Genomic DNA, 17400 nt, shown 5'->3' with positions numbered 1-17400 from the left:
GCCGGCCCGCCGTTCGGCATGACCTCGCCCTTACCTGCGGGGAGCCACAGGCCCGGACCGCGCGGCTCGGCGCTCCCGGACCGCGCGTCGCGGACCGCGCGGCTCAGGCGCTCCCGGACCGCGCGGCTCGAGCGTCGCGGACCGCGCGGAGTTGCAGTCCGGGTGGTGCAGAGCCGCGGCCCGGGGCCGTCCGGCGCGAGAGTCCGGGCCGCGTCCATCGTGGACCGATCGTGGGCGAGTCCACGATGGACGCGGCGGCTGGGGAGCTATCCGACTTGGGCTGATTTCGCCTCTCGGAGAGTGCCCATAAGCATGCGAGGCGTCACAACCGGTGTCAATAGACGATGACCGATATATAGGTCTTCCGCAGCGCGAACCGGCTCGCGAACTAAGGTCGGTTTCATGAGTGAGATGAGCTACCGCCGGCTCGGCGAATCGGGCCTGGTCGTGTCCGTGGTCGGCATCGGCTGCAACAACTTCGGCCGCAAGCTCGACGCGGACGGCACCCGTGAGGTCGTCGACGCCGCGATCGACGCCGGGATCACCCTGTTCGACACGGCCGACATCTACGGCACCCCGCACGGCAGCTCCGAGGAGTTGCTCGGCGCCGCGCTCAAGGGCCGCCGCGACGAGGTCGTGCTGGCCACCAAGTTCGGCATGAACATGGAGGGACTGAACGGACGCGACTTCGGCGCCCGCGGCTCCCGGCGCTACCTGGTCCGCGCGGTCGAGGCGTCGCTGCGCCGGCTGGAGACCGATCACATCGACCTGTACCAGCTCCACGAGCCGGACCCGGCCACCCCGATCGAGGAGACCCTCACCGCGCTGGACGACCTGGTCCGCTCCGGCAAGGTGCGATACCTGGGCAACTCGAACTTCTCCGGCTGGCAGATCGCCGACGCCGACTGGACCGCCCGGGCCGGGAGCTTGACGCCGTTCATCAGCGCGCAGAACCAGTACAGCCTGCTGCACCGGGACGTGGAGATCGAAGTGGTCCCGGCCTGCGAGCGCTTCGGGCTGGGCCTGCTGCCGTTCTTCCCGCTCGACTCGGGCCTGCTCTCCGGCAAGTACCGCCGCGGCGAGACGCCGGCCGCCGGCACCCGGCTGGCCCAGGACCGGTACACGCCGTGGCTGGCCCATGCCGACTGGGACACCATCGAGGCGCTTACCGCGTTCGGCGCCGAGCGCGGGCACAGCCTGCTCGAGGTGGCGATCGCCGGGCTGGCCGCCCGCCCCGCGGTCACCAGCGTGATCGCCGGCGCGACCACGCCCGACCAGGTACACGCGAACGCCGCGGCCGCGAGCTGGCACCTGGACGTCGCCGACATCGCCGCCCTGGACGCCATCCTGAACAGCTAGCCCCCAGCGGCGCGCTGCGTGGGGACTTTCGGCGCGCACCGCACCACAACTCCACACACTGCCCGCGGCAGCGCGCTGCGTGGGGACTTTCGGCGCGCACCGCACCACAACTCCACACACTGCCCGCAGCGGCGCGCTGCGTGGGGACTTTCGGTGCGCACCGCACCCAAACTTCACACACCGCCCCCGGCGGTGCGCTGCGCACCGAAAGTTCACACACTGCCTGCGGCGGTGCGCTGTGCGCTGGAACTTCACACGCCATTGGCGGCGCAGTGAGGGCCGGGTGCATTGCACCCGGCCCTCACTGGACGTTGCGGAAGAGCTACTCGACGACGGTGATGATGCGCCGGCGGCGGGCCATCCGGAACGCGAGCACGCCGAACGCCAGCAGCGCCGCGCCGCCGCCCGCGATCAGTCCGGCCGACGGGCCGGTGATCGGCAGGCCGCCGCCCTCGCCGCCGGTGCTACCGGCGCTCACGGTCAGCGCGGCCTTGTCGTTGCCGTGCTTCGTGTCCTGCACACCGCCGTCCACCTGGACGAACCCGGCCTCGTGCGAGCCTTCCTGGATCATCGCCTCGAAGGCGAAGACCCGCTTGCCGCCCTTGGCGACCTGGTCGAACACCAGGCAGACCCAGTCCCGGCTGTCCAGATCGGACTTCAGGTCGAGCTTGGTCGGCGACGTGCCCGGCACGCACCACTCGTCGGCCTTGGTCAGCTTGACGTTGGTCGGCACGTTGACGTGCACGTACCCGATCCACTTGGTGCTGATCGGGATCGTCGCGGTCGGGCCCAGGTTCTGCGTGCCGACCTTGACCGTGACCAGGTCACCGGGGGTGCCGCGGAAGGTACCGCCGATCGCCTTGCTGTCCGCCGCCGACTTCGGCACCTTGACGTAGAACAGGGCCAGGTTGTCGGCCGGGTTCAGGTCGTCGGCGACGTCGTCGTCGGTGATGTCGGCGACGGTGGCCGCCGGCTGGAGCTTCAGCTCGGCGCCGGGCTTCGAGGCGGTGCGCTTCTTGAAAGCGTCCACATAGTTCTGAGTGAGACCGACGACGCCGGCGACGGCGAGATAGTCCGCCGGGCCGGCCGCATCCGCGGCAACCTTGATCTTCGCGGGGGTGGACGCCGACAGGGTCGCCGCCTGGCCCGGGGCGAGCTTCTCGTCGAGGACGCAGATCAGGCCCTCGACGTCCGCGTCCTTCTCGCAGTTGCGGTAGTTCAGGTCCGGCGAGACACCCGCGCCCAGGGTCGACACGATCAGGCCGAGCGGGCCGGACTGCACGTTGCCGGTGTTGCGGACGCTCAGCGCCAGGTCGGCGGACTGACCGCGGCCCAGCTTCAGGTCCTTCAGGTCACCGACCTCGAGGTCGACCGCGCTCTTGGTGGTACGCACCACCTGGACCTGCATCTTGTCGTGCTCTTCGGTACCGACCGTGGCGGTCAGGTCGAAGTACGAGTTCAGGTTCGTGGTGGACGCGACGTCCGGCTTCACGGTGAGGGTGTAGGCGCGCCGCTCACCGCCCGCCAGCTTGGCGATCTTGCAGGCGGTCGCCGTGCAGCCGGCCGGCGGGACGAACCCGATGTCGGACGGCACCGCGTCGGGACCGTCGGCGAAGCCGATCGTCACGTTCTCGGCAGCCGCGCCACCGAGGTTGTAGACCTCGAACTTGACCGTCTTCGACTGGCCGTCGATCACCGTGACGGTGTCGGTGATGTCGAGCAGCACCAGCGCGAACCCGGGAAGGATCGAGTCGGCGGCCTGCGCGGGCAGGGCCAGGCCGGACACGGCCAGGCCGACGGCGACCGGCGGTAGGACGAGGCGGCGGAGCAGAGCGCGCAAACGCATGTTCACCGTTTTCGGACTTGAAGCCGCGCGGGGGCGGCTGGAGAAAGTCCGCGGAGCGTAAGGCCCTGCCCCTGAAAGATCAAACCTCGGCGAAGAGCAGGCCATTCTGCGGCAACGGCGGAACTTCGCCACGATTCGCCGCACGCCGGGCGAATTCCGTGATTCCCTGCTGCTGCCGCTCACCCAGCGAGAAGTCCAGGACCCGGAAGTAGTTGGCCAGCGTGGCCGCGTCGAACGGCTCCCAGCGGGCCGCCGCCTCGGCCACCTCGTCCAGCTCGCCCAGGCAGAGCTCCTTGGACCGCTGGAACGCCTCGTGCACGTCCTTGACCTGGCCGGGGTGTGCCGCGGCGAAGTCCTTGCGGACCGCCCAGACGGCGAAGACCATCGGCAGGCCGGTCCACTCCCGCCACGCCTCGGCCAGGTCGATGACCTGGAGGCCGAGGGCGGGTGCCTCGTACATCGCGCGCAGTGCCGGGTCGCCGATCAGCACACCGGCGTCGGCTTCCTGCAGCATCTGCGACAGGTCGGGCGGGCAGCGGAAGTAGGTGGGCTCCACGCCGTACCGGTCGGCGAGCAGCAGCTGAGCGAGCAGGACGCCGGTGCGTGAGGTGGAACCGAGCGCCACCGGGCGCTTGTCGAGCTCGGTCGGAGGCCGGGTGGAGACCAGGTTGACCGACAGCACCGGCCCGTCGCTGCCGACCGCCAGGTCGGGCAGCAGGAGCAGTTCGTCGGCGTGCCGCAGGTACTCGACCAGGGTGATCGGGCCGATGTCCAGGTCACCGGCGACGAGCGCGGCGCTGAGCCGGTCCGGCGTGTCCTTGTGCAGGTCGACGTCGAGCAGAGCGCCCGACCGCATCAGGCCCCAGTAGATCGGGAGGCAGTTGAGGAACTGGATGTGCCCGACCCGGGGCCGACTGACGCTGTCGTTCATGCAGCGACGGTATCCCCTGATTCAGCGACATCCGTGGCGAGAGCAGCATCAGGGTGGCCAAGGTCGCAGCGAGGCCGGCTGGCGCTCAGGGGTGTGTCCGGCGTCCCGAGGCACCCCGGAGAGCCAGCCGGGGACCGCGGGCGCGCCACGGTCCGGAGCGGGCCGCAGTGTGGCGCGAGACCACCACGGGACGCGGCTGATGCCTACGGACGGGAAGCCATTGATCGTACGAAATGGGGGGTTTGACGGACCAGCGGCCAGCAGGCGAGAGCGGCGAGCAGCCCGGCGGCGCCCGCACCGGCGACCAGGACGCGTGGGTCGAAGTGCTCGAGCAGCGGGCCGGCCACCAGGAAGCCGAACAGCCCGGCGCCCTGGACGACCGCGGTGATCACGGCGAAGGCACGGCCGTGCGCCTCGGCCGGCACCCGGCCGGCGACGATCACGGTCATACAGACGTTCAGGGCGCCGTTGCAGACGCCGCCCAGGATCCAGAGCGGGACCAGCCAGCCGGCCGCGCCCACCGTCGAGCCGGCCAGGACCACCAGGCTCGCGCCGGCCAGCACGGCGAGCACCAGCCGGACCGAGATCCAGCGCTGCGGGATTCGCCCGAAGAACGGGGTGACCAGCACCATCCCGACCATCCAGGACGCTGCGACCAGGCCGTAGACGGTGGCCGAGGCGCCGAGCGTGTCCCGGATGAAGAACACGTCGAGCACGTTGATCGCGCCGACCCCGGCGACCACGGCGGCGATCGCCACGGCCATCACGGTCAGCGACCGATCGGAGCGCAGCCGGAACGCGACCGGCTCGGTCGCCTGGTCGGCGGTGGCGCCGCCGCACCGCCGGGTCCGGATCAGCAGCGCCATGACGACGAGTCCGAGATAGCTGGCCGCGTCGATCAGCAGCGGGACCCGCGAACCGGTCTGCCCGACCAGGAACCCGGCCAGCGCCGGGGCGACCAGTGCGCCGATCTGGCTGGCGGTCTGCACCAAGCCACTGGCCTTGGCCAGGTCGTCACGACGGACCATCTGCGGCAGCAGCGCCTGCAGGGTCGGCTGGGTGACCGCGAGACCGGCGGCGAGCAGCGCGACCAGCGCGATGATCGCGGCCGGGTGGGTGACGAAGGCGAGGGCGGCGCAGACCGCGGCCTGCCCGAGGCCGACGGCGACCAGCAGCGTACGACTGTCGGCCCGGTCGGCCAGCCGTCCGGTGAGCGGGGTGAGCAGGGCCATCGGCAGGGCGGCGGCGAGCAGCAGCCCGGAGACGGCCAGCCCGCCGTGCCCGGTCTGCTGCAGGACCAGGGCGAGCGTGGTCGCCGCGAGGAAGTCGCCGCAGACGGAGACACCCCGTCCGGCGGCCACCAGGTAGACGTCCGTCCAGCGCGAACCGGCAGATGTGAAGGACATACTTCGAAAGTAATCCTTCACATCTACGGGCGCAACCCGCCTATCGAAATCAGTCCATGGGGAATGCCGTGTACTGAACGACCACCTTGCGGGCGCCGGCCGGCGGATCCTCCTGCCGCTCCCGCACCCGGTACGGCTCCAGCAACTCCCGCACCTGCGCGCTCAGCCGGGTCATCTCCTCCGCGGTGACCAGCAACTGCTGGCCCATCATCGCGCTGGCCTCCCGCCACTCCTCCGGCTCCTGGTGCTGCCGGTCCAGCCACTGATGCACCCGCTGCTGGTCCCGGGTCAGGTAGACGTCGATCAGCGCCCGCTCGGCGGCCACCGCCTCGGGCTGGTTGGTGTCACTGGCGATCCACAGGCCGTTCCCGGTGCTGCGCCAGCGCCGCTCCCGCCCGTCACCCTGGCTCGGCGCCTGCTCGACCAGGCCGTATTTGGCCAGCTCTCGCAGGTGGTAGCTGGTCGCGCTGGGCGACAACCCGACCAGGCCGGCGCACTCGGTCGCGGTCACCGTCGACCCGGTGACACTCAGGTGCTCGACGATCTCGATCCGCGCCGGATGCGCCAACGCCCGCAACGTCCGCGCATCCGTCACCCGCACGTCCGCCCGGTTGGTCTCCTGCTCAGCCATGCCCACATTCTCCGCGAGAGGGGGAGGCCGGTGAAAATCAGTGGACAGCGCCTGTGGGCGGCGTAGCGTGGAGGGCCGCTATGACGGCCGTGGTGAGCATGCACCGCAGCGGACGTCGCCCGCGCCGGCGGCGGCCGACCCGTCCTCCGGATACGCGAGCGCAAGCCTTGATCAGCCTGCCGAGGATGTCCCGTGCCCGCGTCTGAACTGGACCTCGAACTCACCGCCGAACGCACACACCTGACCGAGTCCCGGGCCGCGCTGCACCGGATGCGTGGCCGCGCCGAAGCGCTCTTCTCCACCGGCAACCAGGTGGCCGGCGACGCCTACACCGCCGAGCAGCTGGGCCGGCACATGGCCCGCCGGGTCAAGGAGCTCGCCGACGACCCGGACACCCCGCTCTTCTTCGGCCGCCTCGACATCGAGGAGGTCGCCTACCACGTGGGCCGCCGGCACGTCACCGACGACGCCGGCGAGCCGATGGTGCTGGACTGGCGGGCGCCGCTGTCCCGCTCGTTCTACCGGGCCAGCGTCCGCGACCCGCAGGGCGTCGCCACCCGCCGCCGGTTCGGGTTCGTCAAGGGCGAGCTGACCAGCTTCGAGGACGAGCACCTGGACCGCGGCGAGGAGCTCGGCACCAGCAGCCGGATCCTGACCGCCGAGATCGAGCGCCCGCGCGTCGGCCCGATGCGCGACATCGTCGCCACCATCCAGCCGGAGCAGGACGAGCTGGTCCGGGCCGACCTGGGCGACTCGATCTGCGTGCAGGGCGCGCCCGGCACCGGCAAGACCGCGGTCGGGCTGCACCGCGCGGCGTTCCTGCTCTACCTGCACCGGGAGCGGCTGCGCCGGTCCGGTGTGCTGATCGTCGGGCCGAACACCGCGTTCCTCTCCTACATCTCGGCGGTGCTGCCGACCCTCGGCGAGGTCGAGGTGCAACAGTCCACGCTGGACGAAATCGTCGGCCGCGCTCCGGTCAAGGCGGTCGACACGGCCCAGGCCGCTGTCGTCAAACATGACGTACGGATGGCAGCGGTCCTTCGCAGTGCACTGTGGAACCGTCTCGGCGAGCCGACCGAGCCGATCATGGTGTCGGACGGCTCGTACCGCTGGCGGATCGACCTGGAGCCGCTGCGCCGGATCGTCGACGAGGCCCGCGGTGAGGGCTTGCCCTACGCGGTCGGCCGGGAACGGGTCCGGGCCCGCGTGGTCGGCCTGCTGCAGCGCCAGTCGGAGTACCGCACCGGCAACTCGCCGAACGAGGGCTGGCTCCGCCGGATGAGCAAGGTCGCCCCGGTCGCCGGGTTCCTGGAGACGTGCTGGCCGGCCGTCACCCCGGAGTCGCTGGTCGCCGAGCTGCTGACCGACCCGTCCACGGCCGGTGACCTGCTCACCGCGGACGAGCAGGAGGCGATCCGCTGGGTCAAGCCGCCCAAGACCGCCAAGTCGGCCAAGTGGACGCTCGCCGACCTGGTGCTGCTCGACGAGGCCGCCGGCCTGCTGGAACGGGAGACCAGTTTCGGTCACGTGGTCATCGACGAGGCGCAGGACGTGTCGCCCATGCAGGCGCGCGTGATCGCCCGGCGCAGTGAGCACGGCTCGATCACCCTGCTCGGCGACCTGGCACAGGGCACCGCGCCGTGGGCCGCCACCGACTGGCACGACATCCTGGCCCACCTCGGTAAACCGGACGCCGCGGTGGTGCCGCTGACCGTCGGATTCCGCGTACCGGAAGTGGTTGTGGCCCTGGCCAACCGCCTCCTGCCGGCGCTCGGCGTGAACGTGCCCGAAGCGGTCTCGCTGCGCCGCGACGGTGACCTCAGGCTCCTCCCCGTCGCCGACCCTGCCGACCTGGACGCCCGCACTCTCGCCGAGGTCACCGCGGCCCTCGGACACGAAGGGTCCATCGCGGTCATCGCGGCGGACGCTGCGGTGGATCAGCTCCGCGCGCACCTCACGGTTGCCGGGATCGAGCACGCGCGGCCCGACGAGCTCGAGACCGCGGCGCGCGTCATGGTCGTCCCTGCGACGCTGGTCAAAGGCTTGGAGTACGACCATGTCATCGTCCACGAGCCCGCCGACATCGTGGCCGCCGAGCCGCGCGGCCTGAACCGCTTGTACGTGGTGCTGACCCGAGCGGTCACCCGGCTCTCGGTTCTGCACGCCAAGCCACTCCCGCAACCGCTGTAAAAAAGCCGTCCTGTGGATCACGCTCCCACGTGGTCCGCGGGACGGCTTAACATCGGCTGATGTCCCGCATCGGAGTGTTGTTCGACCGCGACCTGTCCCCCGAAGACCTGCAAGCCTTCGCCGTCGCCGCGGAGGAGGCCGGCGCCGACGACCTCTGGGTCGTCGAGGACCTGGGCTGGGCCGGGTCGATCAGTACGGCCGCGCTGGCCCTGGCCGCCACGTCCCGGATCCGGGTCGGCATCGGCATCACCCCGGCCCCGCTGCGCAGCCCGGCCCTGCTCGCCATGGAACTGGCCATGCTGGCCCGGGTCTACCCCGGTCGTCTGGTGGCCGGTCTCGGACACGGCGTCGCCGAGTGGATGCGCCAGCTCGGCCTGGAGGCGAAGTCCAAGCTGGCCCTGCTCGAAGAGACGATCATCGTGGTGCAGGGGCTGCTGCGCGGCGAGACGGTCACCCTGCAGGGCCGCGAGGTGTGCATCGACGGCGTACGCCTGGTGCACCCGCCGGCGGTGGTCCCGCCGATCGTCACCGGCGTGGTGAAGCCGCGCTCGCTGGAGCTGTCCGGCCGGGTCGCGGACGGGACGATACTCGCCGAGGGCAACAGCCCGGCCCAGCTGACCGACGCGCTCGGGCACATCCGCAAGGGTGGCGCGACCGACGAGCACGAGCTGATCGTCTTCACGTACCTGCACGTCAACGACGATCCGGCGGACGCCGCGCGGGTGACCGGCCCGATGGTCGAGGGTCAGGCGAGCTGGCTGGGCGTGCCGCCCGAGGAGATCTTCTCGCTGATCGGGCCGGTCGGTCAGGTGGCCGGCAAGGTGCAGGCGCTGGCCGAGGCCGGCGCCGCGACGATCGTGCTGCGCCCGCTCGGCCCGGACCCGATCCCGCAGCTCCGGGCCGCGCTCACCGCACTGGGTCGCTGACCGCGGCGTCGATCAGGCGGGCCATCTCGGCGACCGGTAGCGATGGATTGCCGGCCGCCGACTCGGCCACCTGCGGATCCGCGTCGGTGAGCAGCGCCGCGACGCGGTCCGGTGGCAGCGCCGGATGACCGGCGGCGATCGGCCGGGCCTGCGTGTCGGCGAGGCAGTGCTCCAGGGCCGCCGCGTCGGCGTGCGGGTGCCGGGCGATCTCGCGCAGGGCCTTCGGCACCCGCGGCTCGCGCCGGGCCAGATCGAGGAGCAGGTCCGCTGTCGCGTCCGGGTTCGCGGCGACACGACCTATCACGCGTACGCCATGAGCCGCCACCATCGCGGCCAGCCGCGCCGCGCTCAGTCCCGGATGCCCGGCCACCGCGGCGACCACTTTCGCGTCCGGGTCACCGGCCAGCCCGTCCCGTACGTCCGCGGGCAGGTCACGGCGGACCGCGAGCAGCATCCGCACCTCCGGGTTGGCACTCGCCGCCAGTTGCCGGAGCTCCTCGTCGGTCGCGGTGGCGACCCGGGGCAGCAGGGTCGGCCCGATCCGGGTGGTCCCGGCCAGCTCGGCGAGCACGTCCAGTGGCACCGCCGGGTTGTGGGCGAGCCTGCGCCGCACCTCGTGCGTCTGATCACCGGCCATCCGGCGGAGCAGGGCGACCGGCAGGGCGGGGTTCTCGGCGAGGTCACCGCGTACCCCGGAAATCGGGTCGTCGGCGAGCCGCTCAGCGGCCTCGACCGGCAGATCCGGCCGCGCCGCGAACGCCCACCGCAGGAACGTCGACGGATCCTCCGCGAACCTGACCAGCGCGGATACCGGCGTCGCCAAGTTATCCACAGCCTGCCGCCGGATCCTGTGGATAGTGGATTCGTGGCTGCCGTCGCAGGCCGCGCCGGGCGGCAGCGTGCAGTCGGTCCGCAGGCAGTGCGGGTCGTGCACAAACGGGATCGGTTCCCGTTCGCAGACCAGGCACGCCTCCGGCGGCGGCTCGTTGGCGACCAGCGCGGCCAGGCTGGCCGGCGGGGTGGCCCGGTTCACCGCGACCATCACCCGGACCTCGGCGTGCCGGTGCGCGGCCAGCCGGCCCAGCAGCTCCGGATCCGTGGTGTGCAGGGCCAGCTCGGCGACCACTTCCGGATCCGGGTCGGCGGCCAGCGCGGCGACGACGTCCGCCGGCAGGCCCGGGCAGGCGGCCAGTTCCTGCCGGATCTCCGAACTCGGCTCGGCGGTGAGCCGCCTCGCCCACTCCGGCCGGCCACGGCCTTCGTCGAGCAGGGCCAGTTCGACGTACGTCCAGGTGGCGGCGGTCTCGCCGGCGGTACCGGGCCCGTTGCCGCTGAAGTCCTCGGCGGAGAGGCGGCCTTCGCGGGCCAGCACGATGGCGGCGCCCTCGAATCGGGTGGCGAGAACGCGCACCTGGGCGGGCGTCAGGTCGGAGCGGTAGGCGAGGTCGCGCGCAAGCTCCTCGTCGGCCAGCCCGATCAGGCGGTCGACCAGGGCGGGCGGCAGGGCAGTGTTACCGGCCAGCGCCACCAGGAGGTCATCCACGATCGAGCATCTTCGCCGTTCGAAGGCCCGTCCGGAAGCCTTTTCTGTTGCGTCTCCATCTCACCTTGTGGACCCGCGGTGGCCGACGGTCAGACCAGCGGCTTCACCCAGCGGGACCACTCGGCCTGCGGGTGATAGCCGTGCCGGGCCCAGATGCCGTGCGCGCCCGCGTTCGCGTCGAGCACCATGGCGTCCGCGCGGGTGCCGCCCAGCCTGCGAAAACGCTCCTCGGCCGCGGTGATCAGCCGGCCGCCGACCCCGGCCCGGCGGTGCCGCGGCGCGACCGCGAGCCGGTACAGATGACACCGCCAGCCGTCCCACCCGGCAATGATCGTGCCCACGATCTCGCCACCGTCGACGGCCAGGATCAACGCCTCCGGATCCCGCGTGACCAGCGCCTGCACCGCCGCGGCGGTGTCCACCGGCCGACCGTCGTTCTCCGCCGCACCCTGCCAGAACGCCAGCACCGCGGCCAACTCGGACTTCTCGGCCACTCGCAAGATCAGCTCTCCCACGACGGTTACCTTAGGTCGTCGCGATGTGCGCAGAGCGACGCCGGTTCGGCTAGAAGACTGACAGTTTCGTTCTGGCGATGGTGTCCGGATGCGACCATGCGGCTATGACCGTTCCCTCGCCTGGAGTTCCCAACTGGGTGGATCTGGCGACGTCGGACCTCGACGCCGCTGTCCGGTTCTACTCGAGTCTGTTCGGCTGGACCGTTGAGGTGTCCGGCGATGACTTCGGGGGATATACCACCTTTCTCCTCAATGGGCTGCCAGTGGCCGGCGCCGGTCCGCTGTTCGGCGAGGGACAACCGACCGCGTGGAGCACGTACCTGGCGACCGACGACGCCGACCTGGTCGCCGTACGGGTGGAGGCGGCCGGCGGCAAGGTGCTGGTGGCGCCGTTCGACGTGATGGATCAGGGGCGGATGGCCGCCTTCCTGGACCCGTCCGGCGCGCCGTTCAGCGTCTGGGAGGCCGGCATGATGCGCGGCGCCGAGGTGTTCGACGTGCCCGGCGCGCTCACCTGGAACGAGCTGAACACCCGGGATCTGGACGGGGCGCGGAACTTCTACGGTGCGGTGTTCGGGTGGACGTTCCGGGAGGCGCAGGTGGGCGGGCTGCCGTACCTGCTCTGTGACAACCTGCGCCAGCCGGTGGCCGGGATCCAGCCGATGGTCGGCGAGGGCTGGGCGGACGACGTGCCGCCGTACTGGCTGGTCTACCTCGCGGTCGGGGACTGTGACGTGGCGGCCGAGCACGCGTTCGCGCTGGGCGGGCGGATCGTGCAGCCGCCGACCACGATCTCCATCGGACGCTACGCGGTGCTCACCGACCCGCAGGGCGGCACGTTCGCCATCCTCGCCGGCCGCCGGTAGCGGTTCCCGGCTGGTCCTCAGGGCTGCCTCACGGCGCGTGAGGCAGCCCTGAGGACCAGCCGGAGACCGTGGGTCAGGAGCGGACAGCGACGATCAGGGGGCCGTGGTCGCCGGGGATCACCCGGACCCGGACGCGGTAGTGCTCGGCCAGGTTCGCCTCGGTGAGCACCTCGACCGGGGTGCCGGCCGCGACCACCCGGCCGCCGGCCAGCAGCACCATCCGGTCCGCGTACTCGCCGGCCGTGGAGAGGTCGTGCATGGTGGCGAGCACGGTCAGGCCCCGCTCGGCGCGCAACCGGTCGATCAGCTCGAGGACCTCCTGCTGGTGACCGATGTCCAGGGCGCTCGTCGGCTCGTCGAGCAGCAGGATCCGGGCGCCCTGGGCGAGCGCCCGGGCCAGGAACACCCGCTGCCGCTCGCCACCGGAGAGGGTGTCCAGCCGGCGGCCGGCGAACGGGACCAGGTCGAGGGCGGTCACCTCCGCCTCGACGGCGGCGAGGTCTGCGGCCGACTCCCGGCCGAGCGCCGGAACGTACGGGGTACGCCCCAGCAGCACATAGTCGAAAACGGTCATCGCGGGTGGGACGACCGGGTTCTGGACGACCACCGCGACCGCCTTGGCCCGATCCCGGCGGTGCAGCCGGTCGACCGGGCGGCCGTGCAGGTGGACCGACCCGCGGAACGGCAGGAGCCCCGCGACGGCGCGCAGGGCGGTGGACTTGCCGGCGCCGTTCGGGCCGATCACGGTCGCCCACTCGCCCTCGGCGACGGTCAGGTGGACGGCGTCGACGATCAGGGCGCTGTCCAGTCGTACGGTCAGATCGGTGACCTCGATGGCCGGGCCCGCCGCCGTACCGGAAGAAGTCGGCTCGCAGGAGAGCGGACCGGGAGCGGACGTCATGTCGTCAGCGACCGGCTGGTGCGCAGCACCAGGATGAAGAACGGCGCGCCGAGAAACGCCGTGACCACACCGATCGGGATCTCCGCCGCGCCGCCCGCCACCCGGGCCAGCAGGTCGGTCAGGGCCAGGAACGCCGCGCCGAAGAGCACCGACAGCGGCAGCAGCGAGCGGTAGCTCGGCCCGGTCAGCATCCGCAACGTGTGCGGAACGATGATGCCGACGAACCCGATCAGGCCGGAGACCGAGACGGCCGCCGCGGTGCCCAGCGACGCGGCCACGATCAGCAGGTAGCGGCTGCGCTGCGGATGCAGGCCGAGACTTGACGCCTCCTCGTCGCCGACCGTGAGCACGTCCAGCTCGCGGCGCTGAGCCAGCACGATCACCGCGGTCACCACCGTGTACGGCAGCACCACCAGCACGTCGTGCCAGCCCGCGGTGCCCAGCCGGCCGAGCAGCCAGGAGTACACCTCGCGCAGCGACTCGACGTGTCGTTGCAGCAGGTAGGTCTGCATCGCGGCGAGGAACGCGGAGACCGCGACCCCGGCCAGGATCAGCGCCGACGGTGACCGATCCCGCCCACCGGCCGCACCCAGCACCCAGGTCAGCGCGACCGCGACCAGGGCGCCGACAAAAGCGGCAAGTGGCACCCCGATCGGCAGCCCGGCCGCCGCGTCCGTGGCCGGCCGCAGCACGATCACCGCGGTCACGCCGAGCCCGGCGCCGGCGGCGACGCCGAGCAGGTGCGGATCGGCGAGCGGATTGCGGAACGCACCCTGGTAGGCGGCGCCGGCCAGGGACAGCATCGCGCCGACCACCAGGCCGAGCACCACCCGGGGCAGGCGCAGTTCGAGCAGGATCGCGACCTCACGCTCGGTGAGACCACTGTGCAGGCGGACCCCGGGAATCAGGTTGAGCAGCTCGACCGCGACGCCGCCGGGCGGCAGCGGGACCGATCCGAAGGCCAGGCCGGCGGTGACCGCGACCAGCACGGCCAGCACGCCACTCGCGAACCAGGCCGGGCGCAGCCCGGCCGGCCTCATGAAGCCGGAACCTTGCGGACCGCGTCGGCCACGGCTTGGACCAGATCGACGGTACGGGGGCCCCAGCGCGACGCGATGTCATCGTCGAGCGGATAGATCTGGCCCGTGCGCACCGCCGTGATCGACGCCCAGCCCTTACGCGCCGTGACCGTCGCGGCGGACTGCTGGCAGCACTTGGTGTCGGCCAGGAAGACGGTGTCCGGGTTCGACGCGACGAGGCTCTCCGCGGAGAGTTGCGGGTACCCGCCCTTGCTGCCGTCCGCGTCGGCGGCGTCGGCCACGTTTGTCATCCCGAACAGCTGGAAGACGCTGCCGATGAACGTCTTCGAGGTGGCCGAGTACAGCTCCGGGCCGAGCTCGTAGAAGTAGCTGACCGGTTTTGCCCGGGCCGGCACCGACGCCACGATCTGCTTGATGCCGGTCTGCATCGCCGAGGTGACCTGGACGGCCTCGCCGCTGTGCCCGGTCAGCGAGCCCAGGTCCTTGATCTCGAGATACGTATCGGTCAGGGTGGTGGCCGCCGGGGTCCGGAACACCGGGATCTTCAGCTTGCCGAGCTGGGCGACGATCTGGTCGGCGTCGTCGGAGAGCACCACCAGGTCGGGATCCTTGGCCGCGATCGCCTCGGCGTTCGGCTTGAAGCCGGAGAGGTCGGTCCGGGGCGCGTCGGCAGGGTAGTTCGACTGGTCGTCGACTGCGGTGACCTGCGGACCGGCGCCGATCGCGAAGAGCATCTCGGTGGCGACCGGGCTCAGCGAGACGATCTTCTCGGGGCGCTGCTCGAGGGTCAGCGCCCCGGCCGTGAAGCTCTCCCCCGCCGACGGCCGGGTGCTGGGCGTCCCGGAATCCTTGTCGCCACCGCACCCGGTGAGCAGCAGGGCCGCCGCGGTGGCGGCGGCGAGAAGCGCGCGTTTCATGGAGGTCCCCCGGACTACTTGCCGGCGTCGCTCTTGGTCTCGGACTTCAGCTCACCGGTGGCTGCGGCCTCGTCAGTATCCGTGCTCCCGGCGGCCGTGGCCGTCTTCTCCTCTGCCAACACCGTCGTCACTTCCGCCGGCGCCGTCGTCACTTCTGCCGGCGCCGTCTTCTCTGCTGCCGGCGCTGTCTTCTCTGCTGTCGGTGCCGGGGTCGAGGCGTCGGCGGCGGCGACGCGGTCACCGGCGGCGACGGCGTCGTCGTCGCCCGCCAGGGCGGAGCGCAGGCGCTGCTTCTCCGCGGTGCGGCGCTCGACCACCGAGCCGAGGTGCTCGGCCATCTCGTTGCGCCACTTGCGCAGCAGGATGAACGAGAAACCGGCCGAGGCGACGAACGCGATCATCGCTTTGACCAGGATGTTCAGCGGCAGCGGAACGAGCGCGGCGAACACCACCACGAACAGGCCGAGCCGGCCCAACGTGTATTTGATGGCGGGACTCATGATTTATCTCCCTCAGCCGGACCGCTGACGAAGCCAGCGCAGGCCGTAGAACCAGACGAAGCAGTACACGACCGTACCGGTCACCGCGCCGGACCCGCCGCTCACCAGGTTCGGGGTGTAGTCGGCGAGCAGACCGGCGACGGTCATCCCGAGGGCCGCGCCGAACCCGATGCCGAGCAGCGCCACGACCACCCGGTCGGCACCGTAGCCCTCGGCCCGGAACTGCTCGATGAACAGCCAGACCGGCAGGATCACGATCAACCAGCCGTTCGTCTCGCCGAAGTCGGCGGCGCCGGTCAGGGCCAGGATGCCCTCCAGGACCAGCACCACCGCGATCCCGACGACCAGGCCGGCGAACGCCGCGCCGAGCATGTCGCCGACGCTCGCCACCGGTACGGGTTCGCGCCGCAGTCCACGGCCTGTGCTCGGCTGCTGGGTCATCAGAACACCCTAGGCCCAGACCTTCTGCGGCTCGCTGCGCCGCTCGGCCAGGCTGATCGGCTTCTCGTACTCCCGGACGACCTCGTATCGCGTGTTGCGCTCGACCGGCTGGAAACCGGCATCCCAGATGATGTTGAGCAGGTCGTCGCGGTGCATGGTGCTGGGCGTGCCGTACGAGTCGGCGTCGTGGGTGATCTTGTATTCGACCACCGAGCCGTCCAGGTCGTCGGCGCCGAAGTTGAGCGACAGCTGCGCCACCGACAGGCCGTGCATGACCCAGAAGTTCTTCAGGTGCGGCACGTTGTCGAACATCAGCCGGGAGACCGCGAACGTCTTCAACGACTCGGCCGGTGCCGCCATCGTGGTGCGTTCCTGGATCCGGTTGCGGACCTTGCCGTCCTGGGAGTCGACGAAGTCGTGCTGGTAGCGCAGCGGGATGAAGACCGCGAAGCCACCGGTCTCGTCCTGCAGCTCGCGCAGGCGCATCACGTGGTCGACCCGGTGCCGGGGCTCCTCGATGTGGCCGTAGAGCATCGTGGCCGGCGTCTTCATGCCCTTTTCGTGGGCCAGCCGGTGGATGCGCGACCAGTCTTCCCAGTGGCAGTTGTGGTCGACGATGTGCTGCCGGACCTCCCAGTCGAAGATCTCGGCGCCGCCGCCGGTCAGCGACTCCAGCCCGGCGTCCATCAGCTCGTCGAGGATCTCGCTGGCCGGAAGGCCGCTGATCTTCTCGAACCACTGCACCTCGGTGGCGGTGAAGCACTTGAGCTTGACGTTCGGCAACGCGGCTTTCAGCTCGCGCAGCACCTTGGGGTAATAGCGCCAGGGCAGGGACGGGTGCAGGCCGTTGACGATGTGCAGCTCGGTGAGCTGCTCGTCCTCCATCTCCTTGGCCTTGGCGACCGCCTCGTCGATGCGCATCGTGTACGCGTCCTTCTCGCCCGGCTTGCGCTGGAAGGAGCAGTAGGCACAACTGGCCGAGCAGACGTTCGTCAGGTTCAGGTGGCGGTTGACGTTGAACATCACCCGGTCACCGTTCATCTCGGTGCGCTTGTGATGAGCCAACCGGCCGAGCCAGGTCAGGTCGTCACTCTCGTAGAGCGCGATGCCGTCCTCACGGCTGAGCCGCTCGCCCGCGTAGACCTTCGCCTCGAGGTCACGCTTCAGTCCGGCATCCATGTGCGCCCCTTTCCCGTCGTCGCCGTCGAGACTACGTCCCGGCTCTGACAACCAGTACGGCGACAGGCGGCGAGGTGTCACGCCACACCGTGCGGCAGATCGCTCTCACCAGGTAGAAAATCTCCGCACCCGGGTAAGTCGAGAAATTCTCAGGGTCCTTTCATCTTCTTTCGATCGACAGCGGTGCTCCGCCTGCGGTATGAACCTTT

Annotated in this window: 15 protein-coding genes and 1 pseudogene; 4 read left to right on the top strand and 12 right to left on the bottom strand. The window is 71.0% G+C overall.

Annotated features, from left to right (window positions below; translation table 11 throughout):
• The first annotated feature begins 411 nt into the window (after positions 1 to 411).
• Positions 412 to 1359 (top strand): aldo/keto reductase, encoded by a 948-nt coding sequence (locus tag ADL15_RS10620; protein ID WP_067687788.1) that lies wholly within the window; start codon positions 412 to 414, stop codon positions 1357 to 1359.
• Positions 1360 to 1681: 322 nt separating this feature from the next.
• On the opposite strand, the gene ADL15_RS10615 is transcribed toward ADL15_RS10620, so the two are convergent.
• From ADL15_RS10615 to ADL15_RS10600, 4 genes are all read right to left on the bottom strand, one after another.
• Positions 1682 to 3205, bottom strand: a complete 1524-nt coding sequence (locus ADL15_RS10615) for a COG1361 family protein (RefSeq protein ID WP_157441286.1) — start codon at positions 3203 to 3205, stop codon at positions 1682 to 1684.
• A gap of 79 nt (positions 3206 to 3284) precedes the next feature.
• Positions 3285 to 4136, bottom strand: a complete 852-nt coding sequence (locus ADL15_RS10610; protein ID WP_067687784.1) for a menaquinone biosynthetic enzyme MqnA/MqnD family protein — start codon at positions 4134 to 4136, stop codon at positions 3285 to 3287.
• Between the two features lie 203 nt (positions 4137 to 4339).
• Entirely contained in the window at positions 4340 to 5542 is a 1203-nt protein-coding gene (locus tag ADL15_RS10605) for an MFS transporter (protein ID WP_067687782.1), read from the bottom strand.
• Positions 5543 to 5591: 49 nt separating this feature from the next.
• Positions 5592 to 6173: an ArsR/SmtB family transcription factor gene (locus ADL15_RS10600; protein WP_067687900.1), complete on the bottom strand. Its 582-nt coding sequence runs from the start codon at positions 6171 to 6173 to the stop codon at positions 5592 to 5594.
• Positions 6174 to 6365: 192 nt separating this feature from the next.
• On the opposite strand from ADL15_RS10600, the gene ADL15_RS10595 reads away from it, so the two are divergent.
• Both ADL15_RS10595 and ADL15_RS10590 read left to right on the top strand, forming a co-directional pair.
• Positions 6366 to 8363, top strand: coding sequence for a HelD family protein (locus ADL15_RS10595; protein WP_067687781.1), 1998 nt, complete (start codon positions 6366 to 6368; stop codon positions 8361 to 8363).
• A gap of 59 nt (positions 8364 to 8422) precedes the next feature.
• A complete protein-coding gene (locus ADL15_RS10590; protein WP_067687780.1) occupies positions 8423 to 9289 on the top strand; it encodes an LLM class flavin-dependent oxidoreductase in 867 nt (288 codons plus the stop codon).
• Here ADL15_RS10590 and ADL15_RS10585 read toward each other — a convergent pair.
• Complete coding sequence (locus ADL15_RS10585) at positions 9270 to 10832, bottom strand: hypothetical protein (RefSeq protein ID WP_067687779.1); 1563 nt, start codon at positions 10830 to 10832, stop codon at positions 9270 to 9272. The two genes, ADL15_RS10590 and ADL15_RS10585, sit on opposite strands and share 20 nt — an antisense overlap.
• Before the next feature lie 89 nt (positions 10833 to 10921).
• Positions 10922 to 11347: a GNAT family N-acetyltransferase gene (locus ADL15_RS10580; protein WP_067687777.1), complete on the bottom strand. Its 426-nt coding sequence runs from the start codon at positions 11345 to 11347 to the stop codon at positions 10922 to 10924.
• 104 nt (positions 11348 to 11451) lie between these two features.
• Here ADL15_RS10580 and ADL15_RS10575 point away from each other — a divergent pair, with 104 nt between their 5' ends.
• Entirely contained in the window at positions 11452 to 12213 is a 762-nt protein-coding gene (locus ADL15_RS10575; RefSeq protein ID WP_067687775.1) for a VOC family protein, read from the top strand.
• Positions 12214 to 12286: 73 nt separating this feature from the next.
• Here the strand turns inward: ADL15_RS10575 and ADL15_RS10570 are convergent, their stop codons facing one another.
• The 6 genes and pseudogenes from ADL15_RS10570 to mqnE form a co-directional block, all read right to left on the bottom strand.
• Complete coding sequence (locus ADL15_RS10570; protein ID WP_067687773.1) at positions 12287 to 13114, bottom strand: ABC transporter ATP-binding protein; 828 nt, start codon at positions 13112 to 13114, stop codon at positions 12287 to 12289.
• Positions 13111 to 14154 (bottom strand): FecCD family ABC transporter permease, encoded by a 1044-nt coding sequence (locus tag ADL15_RS10565; protein ID WP_067687771.1) that lies wholly within the window; start codon positions 14152 to 14154, stop codon positions 13111 to 13113. Before ADL15_RS10565 ends, ADL15_RS10570 begins: the two co-directional genes overlap by 4 nt.
• A complete protein-coding gene (locus tag ADL15_RS10560) occupies positions 14151 to 15071 on the bottom strand; it encodes an ABC transporter substrate-binding protein (RefSeq protein WP_067687769.1) in 921 nt (306 codons plus the stop codon). The genes ADL15_RS10565 and ADL15_RS10560 overlap by 4 nt, the downstream gene beginning before the upstream one ends.
• Positions 15072 to 15256: 185 nt before the next feature.
• Positions 15257 to 15571: pseudogene (locus ADL15_RS56835) on the bottom strand (DUF4229 domain-containing protein); the annotation flags it as partial.
• Between the two features lie 12 nt (positions 15572 to 15583).
• Positions 15584 to 16012, bottom strand: a complete 429-nt coding sequence (locus ADL15_RS10550) for a hypothetical protein (protein ID WP_067687767.1) — start codon at positions 16010 to 16012, stop codon at positions 15584 to 15586.
• A 9-nt stretch (positions 16013 to 16021) separates the two neighbouring features.
• Positions 16022 to 17191, bottom strand: coding sequence for an aminofutalosine synthase MqnE (gene mqnE / locus ADL15_RS10545; RefSeq protein ID WP_067687763.1), 1170 nt, complete (start codon positions 17189 to 17191; stop codon positions 16022 to 16024).
• Positions 17192 to 17400 lie beyond the last annotated feature (209 nt).

This window comes from Actinoplanes awajinensis subsp. mycoplanecinus, assembly GCF_001509495.1.
Classification (GTDB): Bacteria; Actinomycetota; Actinomycetes; order Mycobacteriales; family Micromonosporaceae; genus Actinoplanes; species Actinoplanes palleronii.
Note: the sequence above shows the minus strand (reverse complement) of the source record. Positions and strands in the feature narration are given on the sequence as shown.